Here is a 26,688-nt window from a genome sequence, read left to right as displayed (position 1 = left end):
TCGTCGCACGGGGTGCGGCGGCGGGCGTCGGTCGCGGGGCGGCCGGACGCGAGGCGGCGGGGCGAGCGGCAGCCGGCGCGGGCGCCGGGGTCTCGACCTCAGCCTCGACCTCGGCAGGCGCCGGGGTCTCCACCGCGGCAGGCGCCTCGACGACGGCCGGGGTCTCGACGACCGCGGCGGGCGTCTCGACGACGGCCGGGGTCTCGACGACCGCGGGCGCCTCGACGGCGGGCTCGGCCGGGGCCGGGTTCGCCGCCGCAGCAGCGGCCGCAGCGGCTGCCGCAGCGTTCTGCTCGCGTGCCGCAGCAGCCTGCGCCGCACGGCGCTGCTCCTGCTTCTGGTCGGCCTTCTTCTTGTTCGGGCCGAGCACCATGATCATGTTGCGGCCGTCCTGCTTCGGCATGCTCTCGATGAAGCCGAGCTCCGAGACGTCGTCGGCGAGCCGCTGCAGCAGGCGCACACCCATCTCGGGGCGGGACTGCTCGCGGCCGCGGAACATGATCATGACCTTGACCTTGTCGCCGGCCGTGAGGAACCGCTCGACGTGGCCCTTCTTGGTGCCGTAGTCGTGCGGGTCGATCTTCAGCCGGAAACGGATCTCCTTGAGGACCGTGTTCGTCTGGTTCCGCCGGGCCTCGCGGGCCTTCATGTCTGCTTCGTACTTGAACTTGCCGTAGTCCATGATCTTGCAGACGGGCGGACGAGCGTCAGGGGCCACCTCGACGAGGTCGAGGTCGGCGTCCTGCGCCAGGCGCAGTGCGTCCTCCACGCGGACGATGCCGACCTGCTCGCCGTTGGGGCCGACCAGGCGGACCTCGGCGACGCGGATCCGATCGTTGATGCGGGGCTCGCTGATGTGGTGCTCCTCAGGTTCGTCGTGACGACCGTCAGGAACGAGGAAGGCCCCCGTCCTGAGCACAGGAGGAGGCCTCGAGGTCCGCGACGTGCCCACGGCCGTAGCCGTGTCACGCGACCGGGAGCAGCTTGCGCCGCCCGGTGCGGACTGTGACCCGGTCTCTGTCGACGGTGCGCAGTCATACGCATCGAACGGTCGAGGCCCAGGTGGGAGAGACTCCACTTGTGCGCCGGAGCCGCGTCCGCCCGTGAGAGCGGGCACAGCCCAGGTCAGTCGACTGCCTAGGTTACCAGAGACCGGGGGATGGAGTGGACCGCAGCCCGGGCCGTGGCCCGATGAGAGGATCGGCCCATGAGCGAGAGCACCGACCCCACGACCGCCGCCACGCGGGACATCGCCGACGTCGCCGCCGTCGAGGTCATCACGACCGCAGCGGTCCACCTCATGAGCGCGGCCGCAGTGAAGTGCGGGCTCGCCGAGGACGGACCCACGGGGGCCGGCGCCGACTTCCTGGACCTGGACGAGGCCCGCAAGCTCATCACGGCGCTCGCCGCGCTGGTCACGGCCTCGGCCCCGGACATCGGCAACCAGCACGCCCGCTCCCTGCGCGACGGCCTGCGCTCGCTGCAGCTCGCGTTCCGCGAGGCGTCGCCGTTCCCCGACGCCCCCGGCGAGGGCCCCGGGGAGAGGTTCACCGGCTCGGTCGTCTGACCCGCGCGCGCCGCGGGACAGCGGCGCCACGGTGCCGGACCAGGCGGACCCGGCGCCGTCCGGCCGGGACGTGGCGCGCGGGGACCGGCGGCACGTCCGGCTCCGGGTCGGTCGCGCCACGGCGCCGGGCGACGGCCAGCACCGCGAGCCCGCCGACCGCCAGGCCGCCGCCCACCAGGGACGCGGTGAGGAACCCGGCAMCCGGCGTCGCACGGTCGATCACGGCGCCGCACAGGGGGGCGCCGAGGGCGTTGCCGACGGTCGACATGGTGCCGCTCCAGCCCATCACCTCGCCCCGGCGGTGCTCGGGCACGAGGCGGACGAGGGTCGCGTTGATCGACGACAGGGCCGGCGCGCACGGCAGGCCGGCGACGACCACCGCGACGGCGAGCCAGACCTGACCGGTGGCGAAGGCCGCGGGCACGGTGGCCAGCGCGAGGATCGCGACCAGCAGGAGCGGTGACGGGGTGCGGTGGCTGGCACCGTGCACCAGCCCGCCGACGACGGAGCCGCCGGCCCACAGCGCGATCATCCAGCCGATGTCGGCGGACCGACCGCTGTCGTTCAGGGTGGCGACGAGCGACACGTCGGTGCCGACCAGCACGAAGGCCGCCGCGACGCCCGCCAGCAGGACGACGACCAGACCCGGCGTGAGCAGCCGGCCCTTGGGGAGCTCGGCGGCGGGCCCGACTGCGACCGCGCTGCGCGTCGGGGGGTTCGCCCAGACGAGCAGGAGCCCGCCGCCGACGGTCAGGGCTCCCACGACGGTGAGCGCGAGCGACGTCGACGCTTGCGTCGCGAGCAGCACCCCGACCACCGGCGAGAGCATGAACGTGAGCTCGACCGCGACCGAGTCGAGCGCGAACGCCGCACGCTGGTGCTGCAGGGGCACCAGGACGGACAGCGACTGGCGGCTGACGGAGAACACGGGGACGAGGAACAGGCCCGCGAGGAACGCCGCGCCGGTGAGCAGCTCGTAGGTGAGGTGCGGCGCCGCGAGCCACACGGCGGACTCGACCGCGATCGACGGGGCGATCGCGCGGCGCAGCCCGAGCTTGTCCACCAGGCGGCCGCGCCATGGCGCGCCGAGGGCCATCCCGACCGTCGCGGCGCCGACCACGACCCCGGCCTGCGCGTAGCCGCGGTCGAGCGTGGTCACGACGTGCAGGGTGAGGACGACGCCCACCATGGCCGCCGGGATACGGGCCAGGAACKAGACGACGAAGAGGCGCGCGACGCCGGGCAGGCGCAGCACGGCTCCGTAGGTCGTCGAGGGCATCCGACGATTGTCGCTGCCGCCGACCCGTGCCCCGGTCGGGATGGTCGACCGCCGGTCGACGCCGGAAGAGCGGATGGACGAGGGTGCAGGGCTCCTATCCTGGGGCGATGCAGCCCGACGACCCCCGCGCGAGCGCCGGGACGCCCCCGACGGGGAAGGAGCCCGTGACTGAGGTCACCCCCGCGCCGGCTCCGTGGCTCGCCGCGCCGCCCGAATCGTCCGGTGCGCCGACTCCGCCCCGGCGTCGACCGCGCACCGCGACGACCGTGCTCGCGGTGCTGCTCGTCGCCACGCTCGTGGGCGCCGGCCTGCTGGTGGCGGACCTGCTGCGGACGAACGACGCGTGGCAGTCGTCGGCCCACGACTGGGAGACGCTCGCACGCTCGACCGGCACCGACCTGGCGTCGTCCCAGGCCGACCTCGCGGCGACGCAGGCGGAGCTCGACGCCGCCCGGGGCCAGCTCGCGACCGCCCAGGAGCGGATCACCCAGCTGGCGGACGAGAAGGCGCAGCTGGGCGACACGAGCGCCTCGCAGCAGCAGCTCGCCGACTACCAGTCGCGGGTGTCGCAGGCGGCCGGGCAGGTGGCCACCGCGCTGGCGGCCTGCGTCGACGGGCAGCAGCGCCTCATCGGCTACCTGCAGAACTCGGCCCAGTACGACCAGGCTGACCTCGCCCGGTTCACCGCCGACGTGCAGACGGTCTGCCAGAAGGCGACCGACGCCAACGCGGCGCTGCAGCGCGAGCTCCAGCGATGAGGCGGCGGGCCGTGCTGGTGGGCACCGCGCTTCTGCTGACGGCCGGCTGCAGCGTGCTGCCGGCGATGCCCGCGCCGGTGCCGACGAGCGTCGTGCCCACGGACTTCCCGCGGCCCACCCCGACGTCGAGCGGCAACCTCTCCCCCGACGGGTTCGACTCGGCGCAGCGCATGGCCGTGCGCATCCGGAACATCGGCTGCGGGGCCCTGTCGACGGGGTCGGGCTTCGCGCTCGACGACCACACGGTGGTCACCAACCGGCACGTGGTGAAGGACGCGTCGACCCTGCAGATCTCCACGTACGACGGCCGCGACCTCGCCGCAGCCGCGGCCAGCACCGCCGGCCTGGCGGACCTGGCGATCGTGCACACGCAGGACGCCCTGCCGACCTMGCCGGAGCTCGCGACGGCCGACCCGGCGATCGGCGACGCCGTCACGGTGGTCGGCTACCCGCTGGGCAAGGCGCTCACCGTGACGACGGGGCACGTGCTGGCGAGCCAGACCGACCCGCTCAACGACAACCTGGGCGAGGTCCTGGTCACCGACGCCCCCGTCGAGCACGGCAGCTCGGGCTCCGCGGTGCTGGACGCCGACGGCCACGTGGTCGGCGTCGTGTACGCCAAGGACGAGAACGGGCGCAGCTTTGTGGTGCCCGTGAGCACGCTGCGGTCCATGCTGGACGACGAGGCGTCGTTCACGCCCGCGGCGCCCTGCACCGGCTGAACCCTCCGGAGGATCCCATGCCCGTCCCGCGCTTCGACCCCGAGTCCGTCACGCGTGCCACCAACGACGCCCTCAGCGTCCGCCGGGTGTTCGGCGACGCCTACGAGCGCGCCGGCACCCTCGTCATCCCGGTCGCCAAGGTCTGGGGCGCCACCGGGTCCGGCGCCGGCTCCGGCGAGACCGGCGGATCCCCCGACGCCGAGGGCGAGGGCGACGCCGTCCGGCCCCGCGCGCAGATGGGGCACGGCGGCGGCGGCGGGTACGGCGTGCGCGTCAAGGCGGTCGGCGTCTTCGTCGTCGACGAGTCCGGCGCGCACTGGCGGCCCGCGCTCGACCTCAACCGCGTGATCCTCGGCGGTCAGCTGGTCGCCGCGGTCGTGTTCAGCACGGTCGCCCTCGCGTGGGCGGTCAAGCGCCGCCGCTAGCGCGCGGCGCGCGGCCGCAGCTCGAGGGAGTCGACGCGCGTGGCCACCAGCTCGACGCCGGCCACCGAGGCGTTGACCTGCGCGAGCACAGCGTCGAGGCCCGCGCGGTCCAGTCCCGCGACGAGGTCGACGACGACCGCCACCTCTGCCCGCGTGCCGGGCACGGCGTCGACCGACACCACACCGGCGACGGGTGCCACGGCGGCGACGATCGCGGCGCGCAGCTCCGGATCGACGCCGTCGGCGGTCACCGCGGGCCGCCACCGCTCCTGCTGCGCGAGCGCCCACACGGCGGGCCGCGGGACCAGGACGGTCGTCGGGCCACCGGGGTCGACGACGAGCACCTCCCAGCCCTCGGTCACGGCGGACAGCGCGGCGCGGGCGACGTCCGAGGGCACCGGTCGGGCGTCCGTCCGCCACGCCGTCATCGACGCGACCGACGTGAACACGGGCAGGGCGGTGCGGCCGTCGGGCGCCCGCAGCGCGACGATGCCCGCCGAGGCCTCCTTGTCGACCGTGTGCTCGTGACCCGCGTGCACGGCGACGTCCTCGACCTCGAGCTCCGCGAGCACGGGCACCAGCACGCGCGTGCCCGCGAGCGCGGCCACGACGTCCGCGACCGAGCCCGTGCCGGTGCCGAGAGCAGCGAGCGCCGCGGCGACGGCAGGGTCAGCCGTGCCGTCGTCACCCGCGAACGGGGACGAGGGCGGGAGCTCGCGTCCCGTCACGGGCGCCCGGCGACGTCCAGCGCCTCGGGCAGCGTGAACGCGCCCGCGTAGAGCGCCTTGCCGACGATCGAGCCCTCCACGCCCAGCGGGACGAGGGTGCGCAGGACACGGAGGTCCTCGAGGCTGGACACGCCACCGGAGGCGATCACCGGGGCGTCGGTCCGGCTGCACATCTCGCGCAGCAGCTCGACGTTCGGGCCATTGAGCATGCCGTCCTTGTTCACGTCGGTCACCACGTAGCGGGCGCACCCGGCGTCCTCGAGCCGGGCGAGCACCTCCCACAGGTCTCCGCCGTCCTGGGTCCAGCCGCGCGCCGCGAGCGTCGTGCCGCGCACGTCGAGGCCCACGGCGATCTGCTCGCCGAAGGACCCGATCACGCGCGCGGTCCACTCCGGGTTCTCCAGCGCCGCGGTGCCCAGGTTGATGCGCGTCGCGCCGGTACCCAGCGCGCGCTCGACCGACGCGTCGTCGCGGATGCCGCCCGACAGCTCGACCTTGACGCCCTTGGCGACGAGCTCGGCGGTCACCTCCGACAGCAGGACCGCGTTCGATCCCCGCCCGAAGGCGGCGTCGAGGTCGACCAGGTGGATCCACTCCGCGCCGCCGGTGTACCAGTCGAGCGCGGCGGACAGCGGGGCGCCGTACCCCGTCTCGGTGCCGGCGGCGCCCTGGGTCAGGCGGACGGCCTGGCCGTCGGCGACGTCGACGGCGGGCAGCAGCTCGAGGCGGTCGGTCATGCGGGGTCTCCCGTGGTGGCTGGGGCAGGAAGGGCGGCGACCCAGCGCGCGAGCACCTGAGCGCCGGCGTCGCCGGAGAGCTCGGGACGCAGCTGGAGGGCGGTGAGGGGGCCGTTCTCGACGGCGGCGACGAACCGGTCGGCACCCGCCGACCACGTCACGACGGGGACGACCAGCCGCGTGTCCGCGGGCCAGTCGTCGAGCAACGGGAAGGTCCGGGCGGCGTGGGTGTGCGCGAAGTGGAACTCGGCCTCGTCGAGGTCGGCGAACAGCCTCGAGCCGTCCGTGACCTCGACCGGGGCGGCGGCGGCCGGCTCCACGGGCTCGACGACACCCGGCCACTCCCCCAGGCCCTCGGCGCCCGGACCCGCCGCGAACATCACGTGCATCCCGACGCCGATCGCGAGCACGGCGCGCCCGCCGGCGAGCCGACGGTCCACGACCTGGTCCCCGCTCACCGCGAGCACGCCGGCCATGACCTCGGCGAACGACCGGCTCCCCGCGACGACCAGCCCGTCGGCGGCGAGCGCCGTGCGCTTGTCGGCCGTGATCTCGACGTGGGCGCCCGCGCGGGTGAGGGCCTCGGCCAGCGGGGCGTGGTCGTCGGGACCGTGGTCGAGGACGACGACGAGGGGCAGGGCGGGCACCGGACCACGGTACCCGCGGCCGTCGTGCCGCCCGGACCTGCGCCGGTCCGCGAGACGGACCGGCGCAGGTCAGGGGGTGCGGGTCAGGACCCGGTGCAGGTGAGCGCCAGCGACCCCGGTGCGGAGCCGTTGCCCACGAAYCCGAAGGACGTCGACGCGCCGCCGCCCAGCAGCCCGTTGTACGGGGCGTTCGCCACCGTGACGTTCGCGCCGGACTGCGAGGCGACCCCGTTCCAGAGGTTGTTGATCGACTGGCCGCCGGGGAACGCCCAGCGGACGGACCAGTGGCTCAGGGTGGCCGAGCCGGTGTTCTTCACCGTGACCGCCGCCTGGAACCCGCCTCCCCACGACCCGGTGATGGCCGCGGTCGCCGTGCAGGCCGCCGGGCCGGTGGTCGGGTTGCCCGTCGGCGTCGGCCTCGGGGTCGGGGTCTGCGTGGGCTGCGTGCCGTCCGTGGTCACGGAGAAGCTGTTCACGGCCAGGCCGGCGCCACCGACCCACGGCTCGAAGCCCGCCTGGATGCTGGTGAGGTACCAGCTGGTCGACCCCAGGCCGCGGCTGACCACGTCCTTCCAGAAGTCGTTCACCAGGAAGCTCGCGGACGACGTCGGCGTCTGGCGCACGTACGAGATGACGTTCCAGCCGGTGTTGCCCGACCACACGTCCCAGGTCGCCCCGGCGATGTTCGCCGTGCCGATCCTGGAGCCGATGGGCTGGATCGACCCGGTGTGGTTCAACCAGACCATGAGCTCGGCGCCGTCGTTCTGCTGCGTGGTCGTGCTCGGCCGGCTCTTGTTGAACCAGATGTCGTACGCCGCGTCGTACGTCCCGCTGCCGGGGTACGTCATGCTCACGCTGGTCGAGATCGACGCGAACCGCGGGTCGGACGCCTGCAGGCCGTTCGGGCTGAGGATGTTGCCGCTGGTGGTGCAGCTGGAGTAGTGGCAGCCGTAGAACACGGCCGGGTACGACTTGGGGGCTCCGTTCGTGGCGACCGAGCCGTCGGCCTGCGTCACCGTGAAGCCCGTGCTCGACACGTCGATGCACTGCGTGGCGCTGGTGCCCCAGCGGTTGTTCATGACGATGTACCGGCCGCCCTGGATGGGCGTGCTGGCGTACTGGTCGCACAGCACGGGTGCGGCGGTCGCCAGCTGGGCGGCGGCGACCCCCGACATCCCGAGCAACGTGCAGAGCAGGGCGATCAGCGCGAGGACGCGACGACGGGGCATGACTCTCCTTCAGAGGGTGGGGACACGGACCTGCCGGCCGGGACCGGCTGTGGCGCTCTCAGGAGCAGGTGGCTCCGTTGAGCCGGACGGCGCGGGGCGCCGGGGTGGACGTGCCGTTGGCCGTGAACCCGACGCTCGCCGTCGCGCCGGCCGCGAGCGCGGCGTTGTACGTGGGCGCCGTGACGGTGACCGTCGTGCCCGACTGGGTGAACGTGCCGTTCCAGCCGCTGGCGATCGTGACGCCGGCCGGGACCGTGAACGAGACCACCCAGGGGCTCACCGACCCGCCGCCCGTGTTCTTGGCCGTGACGGCGGCCTGGTAGCCGGTGGGCCACGCGTTCGAGATCGTCACGGTCGCGGTGCAGCTGCCGGTCGAGGTCGTCGGTGTGGGGGTGGGCGTGGGGGTCGGCGTCGTGCTGCCCGTCGGCGTGGGCGTCGGGGTGCCGGTGGGCGTCGTGCCCGGCTTGACCGGCGGCACCAGGGCGGGCTGGAGGATGGACTGCTTGTTCGTGTTCACCGTGACCCAGTCGTCCTGCACGATGCCGCCGGTGTCGCCGGAGTCCGGGTTCCACGACCAGTACGTGAACGACATGCCGTTGGTCCGCATGTAGCTGACCAGCGCGGTCATCCACTGGGTGTCGCGGGGGTCGCGCAAGGTGCTGCCGAACTCGCCGACCAGCACCGGGGCGATGTTCTGCTTGGAGATGTAGCCCCAGTAGTAGTCCCAGACGGCGGGCAGGTTCGCCGGGAAGTCGGGGTGCTTGGTGGTGTCGAACCAGTCCTGGTGGTCGTACACCGAGATGCCGTAGTCGTGCGCGGAGTAGACCAGCTTGTTCGGGACGGTCAGCCGCACCGGGTTCTTCGCCACTCCCGACAGGTTTCCGCCCCACCAGCTGCACGCGTTGGGGTCGTCGGGGATCGAGTCCCACACGTTCGCGTTGCTGCCGTCCAGGCAGCTGACGCCCTCGACGAGCACGAGCCAGTTCGGGTTGGCGGCGTGCACGGCGTTGCCGATGCGCTCGGCGGCCAGCCGCCAGTCGCGTGCGGTGTCACCGCAGCCCCAGCAGGAGCCGGTGCCGTTGGGGTAGGTGCCCTCGGCGTGGGGCTCGTTGAACAGGTCGGCGCCGACGACGGTCGTGTTGCCCGCGTAGTGCCGGGCCAGCATCTGCCAGTCGGCGATCATGCTCGCCTCGGACACCGTCGGGGTGTACCAGAGCGCGGTCTGGCCCGCCGAGGTGGGCCGGTGCCGGTCCAGGATCACGCGCATCCCGAGGGAGCCGGCGTAGTCGACGACCCGGTCCAAGATCTGCAGCGGTGAGAGGCCCACCAGGTCGGGGTTGGTGTTGGTGTTGACGCTCGTGGCCACCGCGCCGGACTTGAGCGCGTCACCGGCGTACGGCACCCGGATCGTGTTGTAGCCCAGCTGGGCCATGTGGTCGATCATCGACCTCCACGTCACGCTCGCCCACAGGCCGTGGAACGTCTTGTTGTCCGTCTCCATCCCGAACCAGTTGATGCCGGTCAGGCGGACCGTCGCGCCCGTGGCGTCGACGATCTGGTTGCCCCGGGTGCTGAGGTAGCCGGATCCCGTGCCGCTCGCGGCGGCGACAGCGCTGCTCTGGGTCGTCGCGACCACGGTGGTGAGGGCGAGGGCGACGACCGCGAGGGCGCCCAGCAGGCGGCCGAGCAGGCTGCCTCGTGTGCGTGTCATGAGTGCTCCTGGGAGGACGGAGGGGTTCCTCTCCCAGGAGCAGAGCGCGGGGCGGCGCCTCGTCTTCGAGGCGACCCGACGGACACGGCGTGCGGGGCGAGGGACGACCAGTTGCCAGCCATGCAAGCACCGGCGGCGACGTCCCGCGACGGGCTAAACGTTTCTTTCTTTACCGCTACACGCTCGGCGGAGCAGCTCCCTTACTTCTTCTTGCCGGAGCCTGCGATCGTCCGCATGGCCTGCCAGCGCGACATGCCCACGCTCGTCACGACGCCCTCGACGTCGGCCGCCCCGACCGAGCCCAGCAGCAGGTCCTCGAGCACCGCGGGCGCGTCGGACAGGACCAGACCGGCGGGCAGCTTGTCGCCGCGCTCGCCGGCCGTCCAGCGCGTCGCCGTGATCTGGCCCTCGCGCCGCTCGAGCAGGATCACGGGCAGCGTGCGCAACAGCTTCGAGATCGCCCCCGCGCCCTCGGCGGCGGCGCGTGGGTCGCGCAGCACCGCGATCGCGCCGATGTCCGTCGGCACCACGTCGACCTCGACCTTGGCGATGGCGCACGCGGCCGCCAGGGGCGCGGGCGCGGCGACCTGCGTGATCACCAGGACGACCGATGGCTCCTCGGCGGGCGCGTCCAGCAGCGAGGAGAGGTCGTCGGGGACCTCGAAGTCGTCGGGCAGGTCGTCCGCCATCAGAGCGCGCCCTTCGTCGACGGGATCCCGTCCACCCGGGGATCGAGCGCCACGGCGAACCGCAGGGCCCGGGCGAGCGCCTTGAACTGGGCCTCGACGATGTGGTGCGGGTCCCGGCCGGCGAGCACGCGCACGTGGATGCTGAACGCGGCGTGGTGCGCGATCGACTCGAGCACGTGCCGGGTCAGCGAGCCGGTGAAGTGGCCGCCGATCAGGTGGTACTCCTGGCCGGGGGGCTCGCCGGTGTGCACGAGGAACGGCCGCCCGGACACGTCGACGACGGCCTGGGCGAGCGCCTCGTCCAGGGGCACCGTCGCGTCGCCGAACCGCGAGATGCCGCGCTTGTCGCCCAGGGCCTCCCGCAGCGCCTCGCCGATCGTGATCGCGACGTCCTCGACCGTGTGGTGCGCGTCGATGTGGGTGTCGCCGGTCGCCTTGACGGTCAGGTCGATCAGCGAGTGCTTGCCCAGCGCCGTGAGCATGTGGTCGTAGAACGGCACGGTCGTCGAGATGTCGGTGCGGCCGGTGCCGTCCAGGTCCAGCTCGACGAGCACGCTCGACTCGCTGGTCGCGCGCTCGATGCGCGCGGTGCGAGCCTTCGGGGCACTCACAGTCCTGCCACCTCCACCAGGGCGTCCTGGAACGCCACCATGTCGTCCGGGGTGCCGACCGACACCCGCAGCCATCCGTCGGGCCCGACCTCACGGATGAGGACGCCCCGGTCGAGCAGACCCTGCCAGATCGCGTGCCGGTCGTCGAACAGGCCGAACAGCACGAAGTTCGCGTCCGACTCGGCGACGGTCAGGCCGCGCTCGCGCAGCCAGACCACCAGGGCGTCCCGCTCGTCGCGCAGCGACCCCACCTGCGCCATCAGGGCGGGCGCGTGCGCGAGGGCCGCGCGGGCCACCGCCTGCGTCACCGCGGACAGGTGGTACGGCAGCCGCACGACACGCAGGGCGTCGACCAGCGCCGGGGCGGCCGCGAGGTAGCCCACGCGGGCGCCCGCGAGGCCGAAGGCCTTCGACATGGTCCGGCTCACGGCGAGGTGCGGGTGGTCCGCGAGCAGCTCGAGCGCCGAGGGGGTGCCCGAGCGGCGGAACTCCCCGTAGGCCTCGTCGACGACGACCACGCAGCCGCCCGGCACCGCGGCGGCGGCGTCGAGCACCGCGAGCACCGTGGCCGCGGGCAGCGCCGTGCCGGTCGGGTTGTTCGGGCTGGCCAGCAGCACCACCGACGGCGCGTGCTCGGCGATCGCGGCCCGCGCGACGTCCGGGTCGAGCCCGAAGTCCTCCTCGCGGCGCCCCGCCACCCACCCCGTGAACGTGTCGCGGGCGTACTCGGGGTACATGGAGTACGTCGGCGCGAACGACAGCACCGTGCGACCCGGCCCGCCGAAGGCCTGCAGGACGTGCAGCATGATCTCGTTCGACCCGTTCGCGGCCCACACCTGCTCGGTGGCCAGCGCGACGCCGGACTCCACGTGCAGGTACGCCGCGAGGTCGGCGCGCAGGGCGTCGAAGTCGCGGTCCGGGTAACGGTTCAGGCCCTCCGCCGCGCGCGCGACGGCGGCGGCGATGTCGGCGACCACGTCGGGCGCGGGCGCGTACGGGTTCTCGTTGACGTTGAGCAGGTGCGGCACGTCCAGCTGGGGTGCGCCGTAGGGCTCGAGGCCGACGAGGTCGGGACGCAGCGGGAGCGCGCCGCGCAGGAGATCAGCAGTCACGTGCCGAGTCTAGGGAGCCGCCGACGCCGGCTGCCGGGACGTCCAGTCCGCCAGACGGGCCAGCCCCTCGTCGAGGCTCACCGCGGGGTGCCACCCGAGCGCCTCGCGCGTGCGGCGCTGGTCGAACCAGTGCGCGGTCGAGAGCTGCTCGGCGACGAACCGGGTCAGCGGAGGCTCACCGGGCAGCGGGAGCGTCCGCCAGGCGGCGTCGAGGACCGAGCCCGCGCCGCGGGCCAGCGCTGCGGGGACGTGCCGACGGGGCACCGGGACGCCGGCGGCCACGCAGATCCCGACGAGGAGCTCGAGCACGGGCCGCGGCTCGCCGTTGGTGACGACGTACGCCTCGCCGTAGGCCGCGACGTCCGCGTGCAGTGCCGCGACGAGCGCGTCCACGGCGTTGTCGACGTAGGTGGTGTCGATGAGGGCGGCCCCCTGGCCGAGCACGGGCAGCCTCCCCGACCGCGCCCGGTCCACGACCCGCCCGAGCAGCTGGGTGTCCCCCGGGCCCCACACCACGTGCGGCCGGACCACGACGACGCGCATGCCGTCGGGATCGTGCGCGGCGAGCGCGAGGAGCTCCGCGGCGGCCTTCGTCCGCGCGTAGTGGCCGCGCGCGTGCTCCGGGTCCGCCGGCGCCGCGGGCGCCCCGGCCAGCGAGAGGCCGACGTGCGCCACCGACGGCGAGGACACGTGCACGAACCGCCGCACCCCCGCCGACGCGGCCTCCTCGACCAGGTGGCGGGTGCCCTCGACGTTCACGGCCTCGAACTGGGTCAGCGGCCCGGTGATGTCGACCTTCGCGGCGAGGTGCACGACCGCGTCCCGGTCCGCGACCGCCGCCGGCACGACGGCGCGGTCGGTGACCGAGCCGGCGACGTCCCGCGCCCCCGCGACCCGCGACGGGCTGCGCTGCAGGGTGCGCACGTCGTGCCCGTCCGCGACCAGCCGCGCGGCGACCGCCCGACCGAGCATGCCGCTCGCGCCCGTGACCAGCACGCGCGTCACAGGCGGGCCCGTTCCCCGGCCAGCACCCGCTCGGCCCAGGCCGCCACGCGGGACCGGTCGATCTTCGAGCTGTGGCGCACGTCGGTCGGCAGCCGCTCGACGACGAGGACGGCAGCGACCTCCGTGCCGTGCAGCGCGGCCCGGACGGCGGCGGCGAGCGACGGGTCCGCGACGACCGGGCCGTGGGAGTAGACCTCGGGCTGCACGACGACGACCACCTGCTGGGCGCCGCGCGGACCGACGCCGACGACGGCCGCGGCCACCACGCCCGCCACGGCCTGCGCCCGCTGCTCCGGCCCGACGGGGGTCCGCACGCCGGACGCCGTCACCAGCACGTGCGCGAGCCGGCCCTCGATCCAGAGCCGGCCGTCGGCGTCGAGGTGCCCGACGTCGCCGGTGCGGTGCCAGCCCGCGTCGCGCGACGCCGCCTGCTCGGTGAGCCACAGGCCGTCGTACCGCTCCTTCACGTGGGCCGCGGCGACCAGCACCTCGCCGGTCACGTTCGGCTCCTGCACCGGTGCGCCGGTCGCCTGCCCGTCGGCGTCCAGCGGGCTGACCGCCACCCGCACACCCGGCACGGGCCGGCCCACGCACACCCCGTCACCCGGCGGCAGCGCCCGCAGCTCGTCGAGCGAGACGTCCGCCACGACCAGGGCCTCGGTCATGCCGTACGGCGTGTGCGCCTCGGCCGCGGGCATCAGGTCGGCGGCGGCCTCCAGGAGCTCGCGACCCACCGGCGCGCCCGCCGACAGGAACAGCCGGACGCCGGCCAGCGCGGCGCGCTCCGAGCCGTCGGCGGTGCGGACCACCGACCGCAGGGCGGCCGGCGAGGCGAACACGACCGCGGCGTCGATCGCGCGCGCGGCCTCGGCCAGGGCCGCCGCGGTGAGGGTGCCCGGCGAGGTCACGTCCATGTGCGGGCTCKCGCTCGTCGCGCCGAGCGCGGGGCCGAGCAGGACGAAGGGCGCGAACGCCGCGACGAGCGGGCTGTCGGGTCCGATGCCGTAGGTGCGGGCGACGGCGTCGCGCATGGCCGCGAGCCGCCGGTGCGTGTACGCGACGCCCTTGGCCGGCCCCGTCGAGCCGGACGTGAACAGCACCGCAGCATCCGCGTCCGGGTCGGGCCACGGGAGGTCCTCGGTCGAGGCCCGGCCGAGCGCGGCGAGCTCGTCGAGGGACGCCGCGACGCCGAGCGCCTGCCGCACGCCCGCCCGCAGGGGGCCGGCGCTGACCAGGGTCGGTGCCCAGTGCAGCCAGCGCGCGGCGACCAGCGCCTTCTCGATCCCGACGACGACCGTCGGCTCGGCCGCACGCACCGCGCGGGTGAGGCCCTGGACTCCCAGCCCCGCGTCCGCGACGACGACGACGGCGCCGAGCCGCAGGCACGCGTAGAGCACCGAGGTGAGGTCGACCCCGGGCGGGACCAGCAGCGCCACCCGGTCGCCGGGCAGCACGCCGCTCGCCGCGAGGCCACGGGCGAGCTGGTCGGTGCGGGCCGCGAGCGCCGCCCAGCTCGCGCGCCGCGAGCGCGGTCCGGCCAGCTCGACGAGCGCCGTGCCCTCGTCGGCGGCGCGCTCGACGAGCGTCGCCCCGAGCGCCCGGAAGGGCTCGGTGCTCGCCGCCGGCTYGGACGAGGTGGGCTGCGCGTCGAGCCAGCGCAGAACGCCGCMGGCGGCGTCGGCGTCCTCGACCACCAGGTGCCCAGCCCCCTCGAACCGGTGCACGTCGGCGTGCGGGAGGCGTGCGCGCAGGTCCCGCAGGTAGCGCGCGGAGAAGACGGGGTCGCGCGGACCCCACAGCAGCAGCGCCGGGACCGCGAGGTCGCGGATGCCCTCGGCGATCCGGTCCAGCTCGGCGCGGCTGGGATGGTCGGGGGCCGCGGGGATGTCCGCGACGAAGCCGCCGATCCCCGCCCGCCGCTCGGCCGTCCGGTACGGCGCCCGGAACGCGTCGGCGACGGCCGGGTCCAGGCGCGGGTGCGCAAGGGCGAGCGTCGTCTCGAGGAACGCGGGCGTCGTCACGGTGCCGACGGGCAGCACGCCCGGCGCCATCGCGACCCGCAGCGCCCCCGGCAGCGGGTCCTCGGACGGCTGGTGGACCGCGGTGTTGGTGAGCACCACGCCCGCCAGCAGGTCCGGGTGGTCGAGCGCCCAGCCCAGGCTGACCACGCCGCCCCAGTCGTGACCGACCGTCACCACGGGTCCGGTCAGGCCGAGCTCGTCGGTGAGGTCGCCCAGGGCCGCGACGCGGTCGGCCAGCCGGTGCTGCTCCCCCGTCCGCTCCGAGAACCCCATCTCGAGCTGGTCGACGGCGATCACGCGCCACGGGCGCTCGGGTCGCGCACCGGCCGCGACCAGGCGGCGCCACAGGAACGACCACGTGGGGTTGCCATGGACGCAGAGCAGCGTCCCGACCGGCGGTGCCTCCAGGGTGGGACCGTTGTCGAGCAGGTGCCAGGTCCGCGACCCCACCCGCACCACGCGCGACCAGCGCGGATCGATCCCGCCGGCCTCGAGGACGTCCGCCGGGGGTGTCGACGCGGCGGTCACCAGACGATCTCGGCCATGGCGGTGTGCAGGCCCGAGCCGACTCCCATGCACAGCACGCGGTCGCCCGTGCGCAGCGAGTCCGCCTGCTCCGCGAGGGTCATCGGCAGGGCCGCCGGGCCGACGTTCCCCCAGCGGGGGAAGGTCGTCGGCACGCGCTCGGGGTCCAGCCCCAGCGCGTCGACGATCGAGCGGGTGTGCACCGACGAGACCTGGTGCGTCACGACACGGTCGACGTCCGCCCAGTCCCACTCGGGCTGGGCCTCGTTCCAGGCGTCGACGACGAGCTCGAGGCCCCCCGCCAGCAGCCCGCTCGGGTCGGTCTTCATCCCGTCGACGCCGCCGACGCACAGCTCGTGGTGCTGGGTGGCGGACCGCGCCACGCCGCCCAGGAGCCGGTGGGCGCCGGGGTGCAGGTGCGCCGGGCCGAGGACCGCGGCTGCGGCGCCCGCCCCGAGGGTGAGCGTGGCGAACTCCTCGAGGAAGGACTCTCGGGTGGTGTCCGGCGAGGTCAGTCTCGCGATCGTGGCCTCCTGCGTCGGGCGCGGGTCCTCGCCGTTGACGATGACCGCGTACGAGATCTGGCCCGAGTCGATGAGCTGCGCCGCGAGCGTCATCCCGTTGACGAACCCGAGGCACGCGTTGGTCAGGTCGAAGTTGAGGGCGCTCGACGGCAGCGACAGGTTCGAGTGGATGCGCGAGGCGACGGACGGCTCGAGGAAGGTCCGGGTCACCGACGTGTTGATGAGCAGGCCGACGTTCCCGGCGTCGATGCCCGCCTCGGCCAGCGCCTTGGCGCCGGCGGCCGTCGCGGCGTCGTCGAAGGTCATCTCCTCGTCCCACCAGCGTCGCTCGTGCACCCCGGCCACGCGGGACAGCAGCCCCCGCGGCAGGCGCAGTCGCGTCAGCGTCGGCGCCAGGCGCTCGTCGAACACCGTGGACGGCACCACGACCGGGGCCTCGATGCCGACGACCGCGAGGAGGGCGACATCACGGTGGCGGAACGTCGCGTTGCCTGTCACAGGCTGTCCTCTCGACGGGGGCTGAGGTCGCACGCGCGGCCGGCGGCGGGTCGGCGCGGTCGGCGCGCTGGCTCTCGGATGGGATGCGTCAGAATCGGGCCCGCACCGCCTCGCCGTGCGCCGGGAGCCCTTCGGCGTCCGCGAGCGCGACGATCCGGTCGGCGACCTCCGCGAGCGCGTCGGCGTCGTACTCGATCACCTGGACGGCGCGCAGGAACGAGTGCACGCCCAGCCCGCTGGTGAAGTGGGCGCAGCCGCCGGTGGGCAGCACGTGGTTCGAGCCCGCCATGTAGTCGCCCAGCGACACGGGCGAGTACGCACCGACGAAGATCGCGCCCGCGCTGGTCACGCGCTCGGCCAGCGCCGCGGCCCCGACCGTCTGGATCTCGAGGTGCTCGGCGCCGTAGGCGTTGACCACCTCGAGCCCCTGCTCCAGGTCGTCCACCAGCACGATCGCCGACTGCTCGCCCCGCAGCGCGGTGGTCACGCGGGTGCGGTGCATCGTGGCGTCGACCCGGTCGATCAGCTTCGCCTCGACCGCGCCCGCCAGCTCGACCGACGGGGTCACCAGGACCGCCGCGGCGAGGGGGTCGTGCTCGGCCTGCGACACCAGGTCCGCGGCGACGTGCGTGGCATCCGCTGTGCCGTCCGCCAGGATCGCGATCTCGGTGGGGCCGGCCTCCGCGTCGATGCCGACGGTGCCGCGCACCAGCCGCTTGGCCGCGGCGACGTACACGTTGCCCGGACCGGTGACGACGTCGACGGGCTCGCACAGGGTCTCGCCGTCGATGTCCTCGCTGCCGGCCGCGCCGTAGGCGAACATCGCGACCGCCTGCGCACCGCCGACCGCGTAGACCTCGTCCACGCCGAGCAGCGCGCACGTCGCCAGCACCACGGGGTCCGGCAGGCCCCCGTCGTTCTTCTGCGGCGGGGACGCCACGGCGAGCGACCCGACGCCCGCGGCCTGTGCCGCGACCACGTTCATCACTACCGACGACGGGTACACCGCCAGGCCGCCGGGCACGTAGAGACCGACGCGGCGGACCGGGACCCAGCGCTGCCGGACCTGCGCCCCCGGCGCCAGCTCGACGGTGAAGTCCGCGGGACGCTGCGCGCCGTGCACCTCGCGCACCCGGCGGATCGTCTCCTCGAGCGCGGAGCGGACACCGGCGTCCAGCACGTCCACCGCCGCGGCGATCGCGTCCGTCGGGACCCGCAGGTGCACCGGCCGCACGCCGTCGAACCGCTCCGCGAGGTCGCGCAGCTCGGCCGCGCCGCGCGCGCGGACGGCCGCCAGGATGGGCGCGACGACCTCGGCGGCGTGCTCGACGTCGACCTCGGCGCGCGGGAGCTCCTCGAGGAGCTCCCGGCGTGACAGGGTGCGACCGCGCAGGTCGATGCGGGTGATCACGTTCCTGAGCATAGGACGGACCTCTGGGCGCGGCCTGACCACGACCACCGGGCGGTCCGTGCGCTGCGCCACACTCCCCGCGCACCAGGCAGACTGCTCCCATGACCACGGTGCCCATCTCCGACGACTCGATCCGGCTCGGCCAGTTCCTCAAGCTCGCCGACCTCGCCGACTCCGGGGCGCACGCCCGCGAGCTGCTCGAGGACGGTGCCGTCACGGTGAACGGCGAGGACGAGGCGCGCCGCGGTCGCCAGCTGGTCCGCGGCGACGTCGTCGAGGTGGACCTGCCGACCGGCTACAAGGAGGCCACGGTCGGCTGACGGCGGGTCACGCCTGCCGGTAGTGCGGCAGGGCCGCGTCGAAGATCTCCTGCCACGACCGGACCGGCCGCCCCGCAGCGTGGTCGTCGAGCTGGCCCAGGGAGGCGTGCCAGCCGGCGCCGTAGCCCCGGGCCGCGGACTCGGACAGGCCCAGGTGCTCCAGCACGAGGACGGAGCCGTCGCCGTCCGGGCGGATGGCGACCTGGACGCGGGTCGGGTCCTCGCCGGGGAAACCCCAACCGACCACGAGCAGCCGCGGGGCGTCGCACTCGAGCACGTCGCCGACCGTGTTCTGCGGCGACCCCGCCTCGTCGTCACCCATCCGCAGCTCGTACCGGCCGCCCACCCGCAGGTCGCCGTACACCGGGCCGAGCCAGCGCGCCAGGCGCGCCGGGTCCGTCAGCGAGGCCCAGAGGTCCTCCGGAGTGGTCGGGTAGCGGCGCTCGAAGCGGACCGTCACGTCCGCGCCGGTCGGCACCAGCACGCCCCACACGTCAGTCGTCATCTCGGCTCCTCGTCGTCCCGGTCGAGCGGCGCCGCTCGCTGGCGCCCCGCGCGATCTCCGTCTCCAGCGCGTCCAGCCGGCCGTCCCAGAACCGGCGGATGCCGCGCGCCCAGCGCTCGACCTCGTCGAGGGCCTCGGGTCGGACCGAGTACAGGCGGACGGCACCCTGGGGCACCGAGTCCACGACCCCGGCCTCGCGCAGCACCCGCAGGTGGCGGGACGCTGCGGGCTGGCTGATGCCGAACTCGTCGCCGACCGCGGCCGCGAGGTGGCCCGCGCTGCGCTCCCCGTCGGCGAGCAGCTCCACCAGCCGGCGCCGCACCGGGTCCCCCAGCGCGTCCATGGTCTGCATGGCACCGATGTTTCCACTTTCGGTTATATAACGCAAGCCGCATATGACTAGGGTGGCGCCCATGGACCTGACACGGCTCCCCGACGACCTGCCGGTGCCCGTCGACGACGGCGCGGCCGACCACCTCGTCGGGAGCCCGATGCCGGCGGTCGCCCTGCGCTCCACCGACGGCGCGGCCGTCGCCCTCGACGGGCTCGGGCCCGGCCGCACGGTGGTCTACGCCTACCCGATGACCGGCGGCGGCCCCGGGGTCGAGCTGCCGGCCGACTGGGACGCCATCCCGGGCGCCCGCGGCTGCACGGCGGAGGCCTGCGCGTTCCGCGACCACCACGCCGACCTGCTCGCCGCCGGCGCGTCCGCGGTCTACGGGCTGTCGACCCAGCACACCGCCTACCAGCGCGAGGCCGTCGAGCGCCTGCACCTGCCGTTCCCGATGCTCAGCGACGAGGGGTTCGCGCTCACCCGGGCGCTGCGGCTGCCCACCTTCGGCGCCGGTGGCCGGACGCTGCTGCGCCGGCTCACGATGGTCGTGACCGACGGCGTCGTCGAGAAGGTCTTCTACCCCGTCTTCCCGCCCGACCGGCACGCGGCCGAGGTCCTTGCGTGGCTGGTCAGGACGCCAGGCAGCTCGGTCCCAGCAGCGCCTTGAGGTCGCCGAACAGGGACGGCGACCGCTCGACCCGCAACCCGTGGTCGAGCCGCATCACCGTGGCGCGACCGGGGCTGGTGAGCCGCAGGTGCACCTCCGTGACGCCGGGATGGGTGGAGAGGACCTCGCGCAACCGCTCGACCACCGGCGGGGTGCAGCGGGAGACCGCCATCGACACGACGACGGGCGCGTCCGCCGCCTGGGAGACGTCGGGCAGCGACACCTCCATGGCCTGCAGCTGCATGGTCTCGTCGCGACGCCGCACACGTCCGCGGATGACGACCACCGCGTCCTCGGCCAGAGCCGTGGAGTACGCCAGGTAGGTCTCGCCGAAGAACATGATCTCGACCGAGGCTTCCATGTCCTCGATGGTCACCGCGGCCCACGGGTTGCCCTGCTTCGACATCTTGCGCTGCAGCGACGTGATGAGGCCGGCGACCACCACCGTGGAGCCGTCGGGCCGCTGCTCGTCGCCCAGCAGGGTCGCGATCGACACGTCCGCCGCGGCGGCGAGCACGTGCTCAAGCCCGGAGAGCGGGTGGTCCGACACGTACAGCCCGAGCATCTCCCGCTCGAACGCCAGCCGCTGCTTCTTGTCCCAGTCCGGCAGGTCCGGGACGACGACCGAGAACCCCTGCGCCCCGTCGTCGCCGCCCAGCAGGTCGGCGAAGAGGTCGAACTGCCCCTCGGCCTCCTTGCGCTTGACGCCGATCACCGAGTCGACGGCCTGCTCGTGCACGAGCAGCAGCGCGCGGCGGGCGTGCCCGAGGGAGTCGAAGGCGCCGGCCTTGATGAGCGACTCGATGGTCCGCTTGTTGCAGACCACCGCGGGCACCTTGTCGAGGAAGTCGGTGAAGGACGTGAACTCGCCCTTCTCCTCGCGCGCCCGCACGATCGCGTCCACCACGTTGGAGCCGACGTTGCGGACCGCCGTGAGGCCGAACCGGATGTCCTTGCCGACGGCCGTGAAGTTGGCGGACGACGAGTTCACGTCGGGCGGCAGGACCGTGATCCCCATGTGCCGCGCCTCGCCCAGGTACAGCGCCGACTTGTCCTTGTCGTCGCGCACGCTGGTCAGCAGCGCGGCCATGTACTCGGTGGAGTAGTTGGCCTTGAGGTAGGCGGTCCAGTACGAGATGACCCCGTACGCGGCGGAGTGCGCCTTGTTGAACGCGTAGTCGGAGAACGGCAGCAGGATGTCCCACAGCGTCTGCACGGCGCCCATCGAGAAGCCGCGCTCGACCATGCCGGCGGAGAAGCCCTCGAACTGCTTGTCCAGCTCCGACTTCTTCTTCTTGCCCATCGCACGGCGCAGGATGTCGGCCTGGCCGAGCGAGTACCCGGCGACGCGCTGGGCGATCGCCATGACCTGCTCCTGGTAGACGATCAGGCCGTACGTGGTGCCCAGGATCTCCGCGAGCGGCTCCTCGAGCTCCGGGTGGATCGGGGTGACCGGCTGGACGCCCGTCTTGCGCAGCGCGTAGTTGGTGTGCGAGTTCGCACCCATCGGGCCCGGTCGGTACAGGGCGCCGACCGCCGAGATGTCCTCGAAGTTGTCGGGACGCATGAGTCGCAGCAGCGAGCGCATGCCGCCGCCGTCGAGCTGGAACACGCCCAGGGTGTCGCCGCGGCCGAGCAGCTCGTACGTCGCCCGGTCGTCGAGCGCGAGGTCCTCGAGGACCACGGGCTCCTTGTCGTTCATCACGATGTTCTCGAGCGCGTCGTCGAGGATCGTGAGGTTGCGCAGCCCGAGGAAGTCCATCTTGATCAGGCCGAGGCCCTCGGACGTCGGGTAGTCGAACTGGGTGATGACCGCGCCGTCCTGGGGGCGCCGCATGATCGGGATGATGTCGATCAGCGGGTCGCTCGACATGATGACGCCGGCGGCGTGCACGCCCCACTGACGCTTCAGGCCCTCGATGCCCTTCGCCAGCTCGACCACGCGCTGGGCGTCGGGGTCCGCCGCGTGGACCTGGCGGAACTCCTCGGCCTCGTTGTACCGCTTGTCCGCCGGGTCGAAGATGCCCGTGAGCGAGATGTCCTTGCCCATGATCGCGGGCGGCATCGCCTTGGTGAGCTTCTCGCCCATCGCGAAGGGCATGCCCAGCAACCGCGCGGAGTCCTTGAGGGCCTGCTTGGCCTTGATCGTGCCGTAGGTGACGATCTGCGCGACGCGGTCCTCGCCGTACTTCTCGGTCACGTACCGGATGACCTCGCCGCGCCGACGCTCGTCGAAGTCGACGTCGAAGTCGGGCATGGAGACGCGGTCCGGGTTGAGGAACCGCTCGAAGATCAGGCCGTGCTGCAGCGGGTCGAGGTCGGTGATCCGCATCGCGTACGCGGCCATCGAGCCGGCACCGGACCCACGACCGGGGCCCACCCGGATGCCGTTGTTCTTGGCCCAGTTGATGAAGTCGGCGACCACGAGGAAGTACCCCGGGAAGCCCATCCCCGTGATGACCTCGGTCTCGAACTCGGCCTGCTTGCGCACCTCGTCGGGGATCCCGTCCGGGTAGCGCACGTGCAGGCCGGTCTCGACCTCCTTGATGAACCAGCTGGTCTCGTCCTCGCCGGCCGGGACGGGGTAGTTCGGCATGTAGTTGGCCGAGGTGTTGAACGAGACCTCGCACTGCTCCGCGACGAGCAGGGTGTTGTCGCAGGCCTCGGGGTGCTCGGCCCAGACGCGGCGCATCTCCTCCGCGGTCTTCACGTAGTAGCCGTCGCCGTCGAACTTGAACCGGTCCGGGTCCGCCAGCGTGGAGCCCGAGTTGATGGCCAGCAGCGCGTCCTGCGACGCGCGGTCCTCCTGCTTCACGTAGTGCAGGTCGTTGGTGGCCAGCAGGGGTGCGCCGATGGTCTCCGAGAGGCGCAGCAGGTCCTTGATCGCCCGGGTCTCGATGTCGAGCCCGTGGTCCATGACCTCGATATAGAAGAAGTCCTTGCCGAAGATGTCCTGCAGCTCGCCGGCCGCGCGGACGGCCTCGTCCCACTGGCCCAGGCGCAGCCGGGTCTGGATCTCCCCCGACGGGCAGCCGGTGGTCGCGATCAGGCCCTTGCCGTACCGCTGCAGCAGGTCGCGGTCCATGCGCGGCCACTTGCCCATCTGCCCCTCGAGCGAGGCCAGCGACGAGGCGCGCATCAGGTTGTGGAGGCCCTCGTTGTTCCGGGCCAGCAGCGTCATGTGGGTGTAGGAGCCGCGCGCCGAGACGTCGTCCTGCTCCTGGCCCTGCTGGCCGAACCGCACGCGGGTCTGGTCGAACCGGCTGGTACCCGGGGTGACGTACGCCTCGACGCCGATGATGGGCTTGATGCCCGCCGCCGTGGCCTTCGACCAGAAGTCGAACGCGCCGAACAGGTAGCCGTGGTCGGTGGTGGCGATCGCCGTCTGGCCGACCCGCTCGACCTCAGCGAACAGGTCGCCCAGCCGGGCGGCGCCGTCCAGCATCGAGTACTCGGTGTGCACGTGGAGGTGGACGAAGTCGGAGCCTCCAGCAGATGCCATGCGGGCGATCCTACGTCGCGCCACCGACACTCCTGAGCCGCCACGGACCCGTGTCGGCGGCCGCCCGGCGTGTCGCGCGCGCTACGCCGGAGCGGTGACGACCTTCACGGCGTCGCGGTGCCAGATCGCCTCGTCGAGGTACCGCTCCGGCCGCGCGACGTAGCCCAGCCGCGCGTAGAAGCCGAGCGCCTGCTCCTGCGCACTGAGCTCGACGGACACGGTCCGGGAGCTGTCCGACGCGGCGCCGTAACGCTCCAGCGCCGCGGCTTCGAGGGCCGCCATGAGCCGCGCACCGACGCCCAGACCGCGGGCCGCGGCGCTCACCGCGACGCGGCCGATGTGGGCGGGCTCACCCGGGTGGTGCGGCGGCAGCAGCCGGGCGGTCCCGAGCGCGGTGCCGTCGTCGGCGAGCGCGAGCACGTGGAGCGTCGACGGGTCGTCGTCGAGCGCGTCCATCTCGCGCTCGGCGGACACGTTCTGCTCCTGCACGAACACGGCCATGCGGATCGCGGTCATCGCGGCCCGCTGCTCGGGCGTCTCGACCACGACGACGTCGATCACGCGTACCCGTCCTGCAGCACCGCCAGCGACCGGGACAGGTCCTCCGGGTACTCGCTGGTCAGCTCCAGCCACTCCCCCGTGCTCGGGTGGTGGAAGCCGAGCCGCATCGCGTGCAGCCACTGGCGCGTCAGGCCGACGCGGGCCGCGAGCGTCGGGTCCGCGCCGTAGGTCAGGTCGCCCACGCACGGGTGCCGCGTCGCGGCGAAGTGCACGCGGATCTGGTGCGTGCGGCCGGTCTCCAGGTGGACCTCGACCAGCGAGGCCGCGGGCAGCATCTCGAGCACCTCGTAGTGCGTGATCGAGGGCTTGCCGTCCGCCACCACCGCGAACTTCCAGTCGGAGCTCGGGTGCCGGCCGATCGGGGCGTCGATGGTGCCGCTCGTCGGCTCGGGGTGACCCTGCACGAGCGCGTGGTACACCTTCTCGACCGTGCGCTCCTTGAACGCCCGCTTGAGCACCGTGTACGCGTGCTCGCTCTTGGCGACGACCATGAGCCCCGACGTCCCGGCGTCGAGCCGGTGCACGATCCCCTGCCGCTCGGCCGCACCGGACGTGGAGATGCGATAGCCGACGGCCATCAGGGCGCCGACCACGGTCGGGCCGGTCCAGCCCGGCGACGGGTGCGCGGCGACGCCGACGGGCTTGTCGATGACCACCAGGTCGTCGTCGTCGTAGACGATGCGCATGCCCGGCACGGGCTCGGCGACGACCTCGATGCCCGCCGCGGGGGCGACGTCCGGGATCTCGACCTCGAGCCAGCCGTTGGCCGCGAGGCGGTCCGACTTGCCGAGCTCCTTGCCGTCGAGGTGCACCCCACCGGCCTCGGCGATCTCCGCCGCACGCGTGCGGGACAGGCCCAGCAGGCGCGACAGCGCCGCGTCGACGCGCTCGCCGACCAGCCCGTCGGGCACGGGCATCGCGCGCGTGTCAGGCATTCTGCTCGGTCTGCTCGACGGGGGCGTCGGAGGCGGGCTCGGTCTCGCCGTCCGGCTCGGGGTCGCCGTGGCCGTCGCGCGTCCCGTCGATGTGCACGCCGGTCGCCGCGAGGATCACGACCATCACGGCGGCCACCACGATGGCGATGTCCGCGACGTTCCCGACGAACCAGTGCGCGTACGCGATGAAGTCGACGACGTGCCCGCGCGCGGGTCCGGGCTCCCGGATCCAGCGGTCCACGAGGTTGCCGAGCGCGCCGCCCAGCAGCAGCCCGAGCGCGATGGCCCAGGCACGCGAGCCGATCCGGCGGCTGGCCCGCACGACCACGACGATCACCACGGTGGCGACGAGGGTGAGCACCCAGGTCATCCCCGTGGCGATGGACAGCGCCGCGCCGGGGTTGAACACCAGCTGGAGACCGAGCAGGTCCCCGACCACCTGCCGGCGCTCACCGTCGGCGAGGGCGTCCAGCGCCCACGCCTTCGACACCTGGTCGAGCACCAGCACGACGCCGGCGATCGAGAAGAGCGTGATCAGGAGCGCGCGACGTCGTGGATGGATCGAGGGCGCGGCGCTCTGGTCGTCCGTGGTGGTGGGCACCGCAGGAGTCTACGTGCGCGTCAGCGACGCTCCTCGCGCTGCTTGCACTCCACGCACAGGGTCGCGCGGGGGAACGCCTGCAGGCGGGCCTTGCCGATCGCCTTGCCGCAGGACTCGCACGTGGCGAAGGTGCCGGTCGCGATCCGCGCCAGGGCGCGGCTCGTCTGCGACAGCAGGTCGCGCGTGTTGTTCACCAGCGTGAGCTCCTGCTCGCGCTCGAGCGCCGACGAGCCGGAGTCGGCCTGGTCGTCGCCCGCTCCGTCGCCGGAGTTGCGCAGCAGGTCCGAGAGCTCCGCGTCCGCTGCCGCGAGCTCGCTGGTGAGTCGGTCGATGTCGCTGGTCAGCTCGTCCGCGACGTCCTTGACCTCGCGGGCGGTCCACGGCTTCTCGCCGTCGCGCACCGGGAAGGTCTTGACGAGCTTGGCGAGCTCCTTGGTGTCCGTGCTGATATCGACCGTGCTCAGCGCGTCATTGATGGCCACGAGCGGGCCCCCCTGTCCTCGAAGTCACGTGACTGTATGCGGGCGAAGCCAGGGACACAACACGCCACGCCGGGTGAAACCCGGCGTGGCGTGGGGTATTTGTACGACCTGACCAGTGGTGATGCAGGGCGCGAGAGGGTGCGGCGGGTGGTCGCCGACCCTTCTCAGAGGTTCTGGCCGTCGCCCACCGGCTGCGGCTGACCTGACCGGGGCGGCAGCGCGTTGCCCCGGTTGTCGAGGTCGCCGAGCAGGTTCTCGAGGTAGCTCTTCAGACGCGTGCGGTAGTCGCGCTCGAAGACCCGGAGCTCGTCGATCTTGCGCTCGAGGAGAGACCGCTCCTGCTCGAGCTGTCCGAGCGTGCGCTGCGACGTCTCCTCGGCCTCACGGACGATGCGGTTCGCCTGGCTCTTGGCCTCGCCGACCAGCCGGTCGGACTCCTCCTGGCCGCTGCGGACGTAGTCGTCGTGCAGCTTCTGCGCCAGGGCGAGCAGCCGTCCGCACCGGTCCACGTCGCCCGCGAGCGCGGCGTCGACCACAGCCGTCGGCGTGGGGGTGCCGACGGCGGCGCCCTGGGTCGGCGCC

28 protein-coding genes are annotated in these 26,688 nt (G+C 73.6%); 6 read left to right on the top strand and 22 right to left on the bottom strand.

Annotated elements, in window-relative coordinates; genetic code table 11:
* Positions 1 to 919 (bottom strand): translation initiation factor IF-3 (infC, locus tag AC1DQC_RS18180; protein ID WP_477052639.1); only part of this gene is annotated, 919 nt, incomplete at its 3' end.
* Between the two features lie 288 nt (positions 920 to 1,207).
* Between infC and AC1DQC_RS18175 the strand changes: the two genes are divergently transcribed.
* On the top strand, positions 1,208 to 1,567 hold the full coding sequence (locus tag AC1DQC_RS18175) for a DUF1844 domain-containing protein (protein WP_477052638.1): 360 nt from the start codon (positions 1,208 to 1,210) through the stop codon (positions 1,565 to 1,567).
* Here the strand turns inward: AC1DQC_RS18175 and AC1DQC_RS18170 are convergent.
* On the bottom strand, positions 1,548 to 2,846 hold the full coding sequence (locus AC1DQC_RS18170) for an MFS transporter (RefSeq protein WP_477052637.1): 1,299 nt from the start codon (positions 2,844 to 2,846) through the stop codon (positions 1,548 to 1,550). The genes AC1DQC_RS18175 and AC1DQC_RS18170 overlap by 20 nt on opposite strands.
* 164 nt (positions 2,847 to 3,010) lie before the next feature.
* On the opposite strand from AC1DQC_RS18170, the gene AC1DQC_RS18165 reads away from it, so the two are divergent.
* The 3 genes from AC1DQC_RS18165 to AC1DQC_RS18155 are packed head-to-tail and all read left to right on the top strand — an operon-like array spanning position 3,011 to position 4,751.
* Positions 3,011 to 3,604, top strand: coding sequence for a hypothetical protein (locus tag AC1DQC_RS18165; RefSeq protein WP_477052636.1), 594 nt, complete (start codon positions 3,011 to 3,013; stop codon positions 3,602 to 3,604).
* Complete coding sequence (locus AC1DQC_RS18160) at positions 3,601 to 4,326, top strand: S1C family serine protease (RefSeq protein WP_477052635.1); 726 nt, start codon at positions 3,601 to 3,603, stop codon at positions 4,324 to 4,326. The genes AC1DQC_RS18165 and AC1DQC_RS18160 overlap by 4 nt, the downstream gene beginning before the upstream one ends.
* 17 nt (positions 4,327 to 4,343) lie before the next feature.
* On the top strand, positions 4,344 to 4,751 hold the full coding sequence (locus tag AC1DQC_RS18155) for a spore germination protein GerW family protein (protein WP_477052634.1): 408 nt from the start codon (positions 4,344 to 4,346) through the stop codon (positions 4,749 to 4,751).
* Here the strand turns inward: AC1DQC_RS18155 and AC1DQC_RS18150 are convergent.
* The 12 genes from AC1DQC_RS18150 to hisD all read right to left on the bottom strand — a co-directional run bounded on the left by AC1DQC_RS18150 (position 4,748) and on the right by hisD (position 18,199).
* Positions 4,748 to 5,479, bottom strand: a complete 732-nt coding sequence (locus AC1DQC_RS18150) for an SseB family protein (protein ID WP_477052633.1) — start codon at positions 5,477 to 5,479, stop codon at positions 4,748 to 4,750. The genes AC1DQC_RS18155 and AC1DQC_RS18150 overlap by 4 nt on opposite strands.
* Complete coding sequence (gene priA, locus AC1DQC_RS18145) at positions 5,476 to 6,216, bottom strand: bifunctional 1-(5-phosphoribosyl)-5-((5-phosphoribosylamino)methylideneamino)imidazole-4-carboxamide isomerase/phosphoribosylanthranilate isomerase PriA (RefSeq protein WP_477052632.1); 741 nt, start codon at positions 6,214 to 6,216, stop codon at positions 5,476 to 5,478. The genes AC1DQC_RS18150 and priA overlap by 4 nt, the downstream gene beginning before the upstream one ends.
* The gene (locus AC1DQC_RS18140) at positions 6,213 to 6,863 is read right to left on the bottom strand and encodes a type 1 glutamine amidotransferase family protein (RefSeq protein ID WP_477052631.1); all 651 of its coding nucleotides are present in this window, start codon (positions 6,861 to 6,863) and stop codon (positions 6,213 to 6,215) included. Before AC1DQC_RS18140 ends, priA begins: the two co-directional genes overlap by 4 nt.
* Positions 6,864 to 6,946: 83 nt before the next feature.
* Complete coding sequence (locus AC1DQC_RS18135; protein WP_477052630.1) at positions 6,947 to 8,092, bottom strand: GH12 family glycosyl hydrolase domain-containing protein; 1,146 nt, start codon at positions 8,090 to 8,092, stop codon at positions 6,947 to 6,949.
* A gap of 58 nt (positions 8,093 to 8,150) precedes the next feature.
* Positions 8,151 to 9,803: a cellulase family glycosylhydrolase gene (locus AC1DQC_RS18130; protein ID WP_477052629.1), complete on the bottom strand. Its 1,653-nt coding sequence runs from the start codon at positions 9,801 to 9,803 to the stop codon at positions 8,151 to 8,153.
* A 200-nt stretch (positions 9,804 to 10,003) separates the two neighbouring features.
* Positions 10,004 to 10,492 carry a hypothetical protein gene (locus AC1DQC_RS18125; RefSeq protein ID WP_477052628.1) on the bottom strand — a complete coding sequence of 163 codons (489 nt, stop codon included), beginning with the start codon at positions 10,490 to 10,492 and terminating at the stop codon, positions 10,004 to 10,006.
* Positions 10,492 to 11,103 carry an imidazoleglycerol-phosphate dehydratase HisB gene (hisB, locus tag AC1DQC_RS18120; RefSeq protein WP_477052627.1) on the bottom strand — a complete coding sequence of 204 codons (612 nt, stop codon included), beginning with the start codon at positions 11,101 to 11,103 and terminating at the stop codon, positions 10,492 to 10,494. Before hisB ends, AC1DQC_RS18125 begins: the two co-directional genes overlap by 1 nt.
* The gene (locus AC1DQC_RS18115; protein ID WP_477052626.1) at positions 11,100 to 12,215 is read right to left on the bottom strand and encodes a histidinol-phosphate transaminase; all 1,116 of its coding nucleotides are present in this window, start codon (positions 12,213 to 12,215) and stop codon (positions 11,100 to 11,102) included. Before AC1DQC_RS18115 ends, hisB begins: the two co-directional genes overlap by 4 nt.
* Before the next feature lie 9 nt (positions 12,216 to 12,224).
* Complete coding sequence (locus tag AC1DQC_RS18110; RefSeq protein ID WP_477052625.1) at positions 12,225 to 13,220, bottom strand: NAD-dependent epimerase/dehydratase family protein; 996 nt, start codon at positions 13,218 to 13,220, stop codon at positions 12,225 to 12,227.
* Positions 13,217 to 15,769: an alpha/beta fold hydrolase gene (locus AC1DQC_RS18105; RefSeq protein ID WP_477052624.1), complete on the bottom strand. Its 2,553-nt coding sequence runs from the start codon at positions 15,767 to 15,769 to the stop codon at positions 13,217 to 13,219. The genes AC1DQC_RS18110 and AC1DQC_RS18105 overlap by 4 nt, the downstream gene beginning before the upstream one ends.
* Positions 15,766 to 16,788, bottom strand: a complete 1,023-nt coding sequence (locus AC1DQC_RS18100) for a 3-oxoacyl-ACP synthase III (RefSeq protein ID WP_477052623.1) — start codon at positions 16,786 to 16,788, stop codon at positions 15,766 to 15,768. Before AC1DQC_RS18100 ends, AC1DQC_RS18105 begins: the two co-directional genes overlap by 4 nt.
* Positions 16,789 to 16,876: 88 nt before the next feature.
* Positions 16,877 to 18,199, bottom strand: coding sequence for a histidinol dehydrogenase (gene hisD, locus AC1DQC_RS18095; RefSeq protein ID WP_477052622.1), 1,323 nt, complete (start codon positions 18,197 to 18,199; stop codon positions 16,877 to 16,879).
* A gap of 101 nt (positions 18,200 to 18,300) precedes the next feature.
* Here hisD and AC1DQC_RS18090 point away from each other — a divergent pair, with 101 nt between their 5' ends.
* The gene (locus AC1DQC_RS18090; protein WP_456825205.1) at positions 18,301 to 18,519 is read left to right on the top strand and encodes an RNA-binding S4 domain-containing protein; all 219 of its coding nucleotides are present in this window, start codon (positions 18,301 to 18,303) and stop codon (positions 18,517 to 18,519) included.
* Positions 18,520 to 18,526: 7 nt separating this feature from the next.
* On the opposite strand, the gene AC1DQC_RS18085 is transcribed toward AC1DQC_RS18090, so the two are convergent.
* Both AC1DQC_RS18085 and AC1DQC_RS18080 read right to left on the bottom strand, forming a co-directional pair.
* A complete protein-coding gene (locus AC1DQC_RS18085; RefSeq protein WP_477052621.1) occupies positions 18,527 to 19,024 on the bottom strand; it encodes an SRPBCC family protein in 498 nt (165 codons plus the stop codon).
* The gene (locus tag AC1DQC_RS18080) at positions 19,014 to 19,376 is read right to left on the bottom strand and encodes an ArsR/SmtB family transcription factor (protein WP_477052620.1); all 363 of its coding nucleotides are present in this window, start codon (positions 19,374 to 19,376) and stop codon (positions 19,014 to 19,016) included. The genes AC1DQC_RS18085 and AC1DQC_RS18080 overlap by 11 nt, the downstream gene beginning before the upstream one ends.
* A 61-nt stretch (positions 19,377 to 19,437) precedes the next feature.
* On the opposite strand from AC1DQC_RS18080, the gene AC1DQC_RS18075 reads away from it, so the two are divergent.
* The gene (locus AC1DQC_RS18075; protein WP_477052619.1) at positions 19,438 to 20,025 is read left to right on the top strand and encodes a peroxiredoxin; all 588 of its coding nucleotides are present in this window, start codon (positions 19,438 to 19,440) and stop codon (positions 20,023 to 20,025) included.
* Here the strand turns inward: AC1DQC_RS18075 and dnaE are convergent.
* From dnaE to AC1DQC_RS18045, 6 genes are all read right to left on the bottom strand, one after another.
* Positions 19,988 to 23,527, bottom strand: a complete 3,540-nt coding sequence (dnaE, locus tag AC1DQC_RS18070) for a DNA polymerase III subunit alpha (RefSeq protein WP_477052618.1) — start codon at positions 23,525 to 23,527, stop codon at positions 19,988 to 19,990. The genes AC1DQC_RS18075 and dnaE overlap by 38 nt on opposite strands.
* 81 nt (positions 23,528 to 23,608) lie before the next feature.
* Positions 23,609 to 24,088, bottom strand: a complete 480-nt coding sequence (locus AC1DQC_RS18065; RefSeq protein ID WP_477052617.1) for a GNAT family N-acetyltransferase — start codon at positions 24,086 to 24,088, stop codon at positions 23,609 to 23,611.
* Positions 24,085 to 25,023: an RluA family pseudouridine synthase gene (locus tag AC1DQC_RS18060; protein ID WP_477052616.1), complete on the bottom strand. Its 939-nt coding sequence runs from the start codon at positions 25,021 to 25,023 to the stop codon at positions 24,085 to 24,087. Before AC1DQC_RS18060 ends, AC1DQC_RS18065 begins: the two co-directional genes overlap by 4 nt.
* Positions 25,016 to 25,624, bottom strand: coding sequence for a signal peptidase II (locus AC1DQC_RS18055; RefSeq protein ID WP_477052615.1), 609 nt, complete (start codon positions 25,622 to 25,624; stop codon positions 25,016 to 25,018). Before AC1DQC_RS18055 ends, AC1DQC_RS18060 begins: the two co-directional genes overlap by 8 nt.
* A gap of 20 nt (positions 25,625 to 25,644) precedes the next feature.
* Entirely contained in the window at positions 25,645 to 26,106 is a 462-nt protein-coding gene (locus AC1DQC_RS18050) for a TraR/DksA family transcriptional regulator (RefSeq protein WP_477052614.1), read from the bottom strand.
* A gap of 164 nt (positions 26,107 to 26,270) precedes the next feature.
* Positions 26,271 to 26,688, bottom strand: a 418-nt coding sequence (locus tag AC1DQC_RS18045; protein ID WP_477052613.1) for a DivIVA domain-containing protein, incomplete at its 5' end; no start/stop codon positions are given.

It is taken from the genome of Cellulomonas sp. P4_H12 (genome assembly GCF_056400905.1).
Note: the sequence above shows the minus strand (reverse complement) of the source record. Positions and strands in the feature narration are given on the sequence as shown.

Coding starts and splice junctions, on each gene's coding strand:
- AC1DQC_RS18075 (WP_477052619.1), top strand. CDS start 19,438: ATGGACCTGACACGGCTCCCCGACGACCTGCCGGTGCCCGTCGACGAC.
- AC1DQC_RS18060 (WP_477052616.1), bottom strand. CDS start 25,023: ATGCCTGACACGCGCGCGATGCCCGTGCCCGACGGGCTGGTCGGCGAG.
- AC1DQC_RS18090 (WP_456825205.1), top strand. CDS start 18,301: ATGACCACGGTGCCCATCTCCGACGACTCGATCCGGCTCGGCCAGTTC.
- AC1DQC_RS18125 (WP_477052628.1), bottom strand. CDS start 10,492: ATGGCGGACGACCTGCCCGACGACTTCGAGGTCCCCGACGACCTCTCC.
- priA (WP_477052632.1), bottom strand. CDS start 6,216: ATGACCGACCGCCTCGAGCTGCTGCCCGCCGTCGACGTCGCCGACGGC.
- dnaE (WP_477052618.1), bottom strand. CDS start 23,527: ATGGCATCTGCTGGAGGCTCCGACTTCGTCCACCTCCACGTGCACACC.
- AC1DQC_RS18080 (WP_477052620.1), bottom strand. CDS start 19,376: ATGCAGACCATGGACGCGCTGGGGGACCCGGTGCGGCGCCGGCTGGTG.
- AC1DQC_RS18155 (WP_477052634.1), top strand. CDS start 4,344: ATGCCCGTCCCGCGCTTCGACCCCGAGTCCGTCACGCGTGCCACCAAC.
- AC1DQC_RS18175 (WP_477052638.1), top strand. CDS start 1,208: ATGAGCGAGAGCACCGACCCCACGACCGCCGCCACGCGGGACATCGCC.
- AC1DQC_RS18130 (WP_477052629.1), bottom strand. CDS start 9,803: ATGACACGCACACGAGGCAGCCTGCTCGGCCGCCTGCTGGGCGCCCTC.
- AC1DQC_RS18085 (WP_477052621.1), bottom strand. CDS start 19,024: ATGACGACTGACGTGTGGGGCGTGCTGGTGCCGACCGGCGCGGACGTG.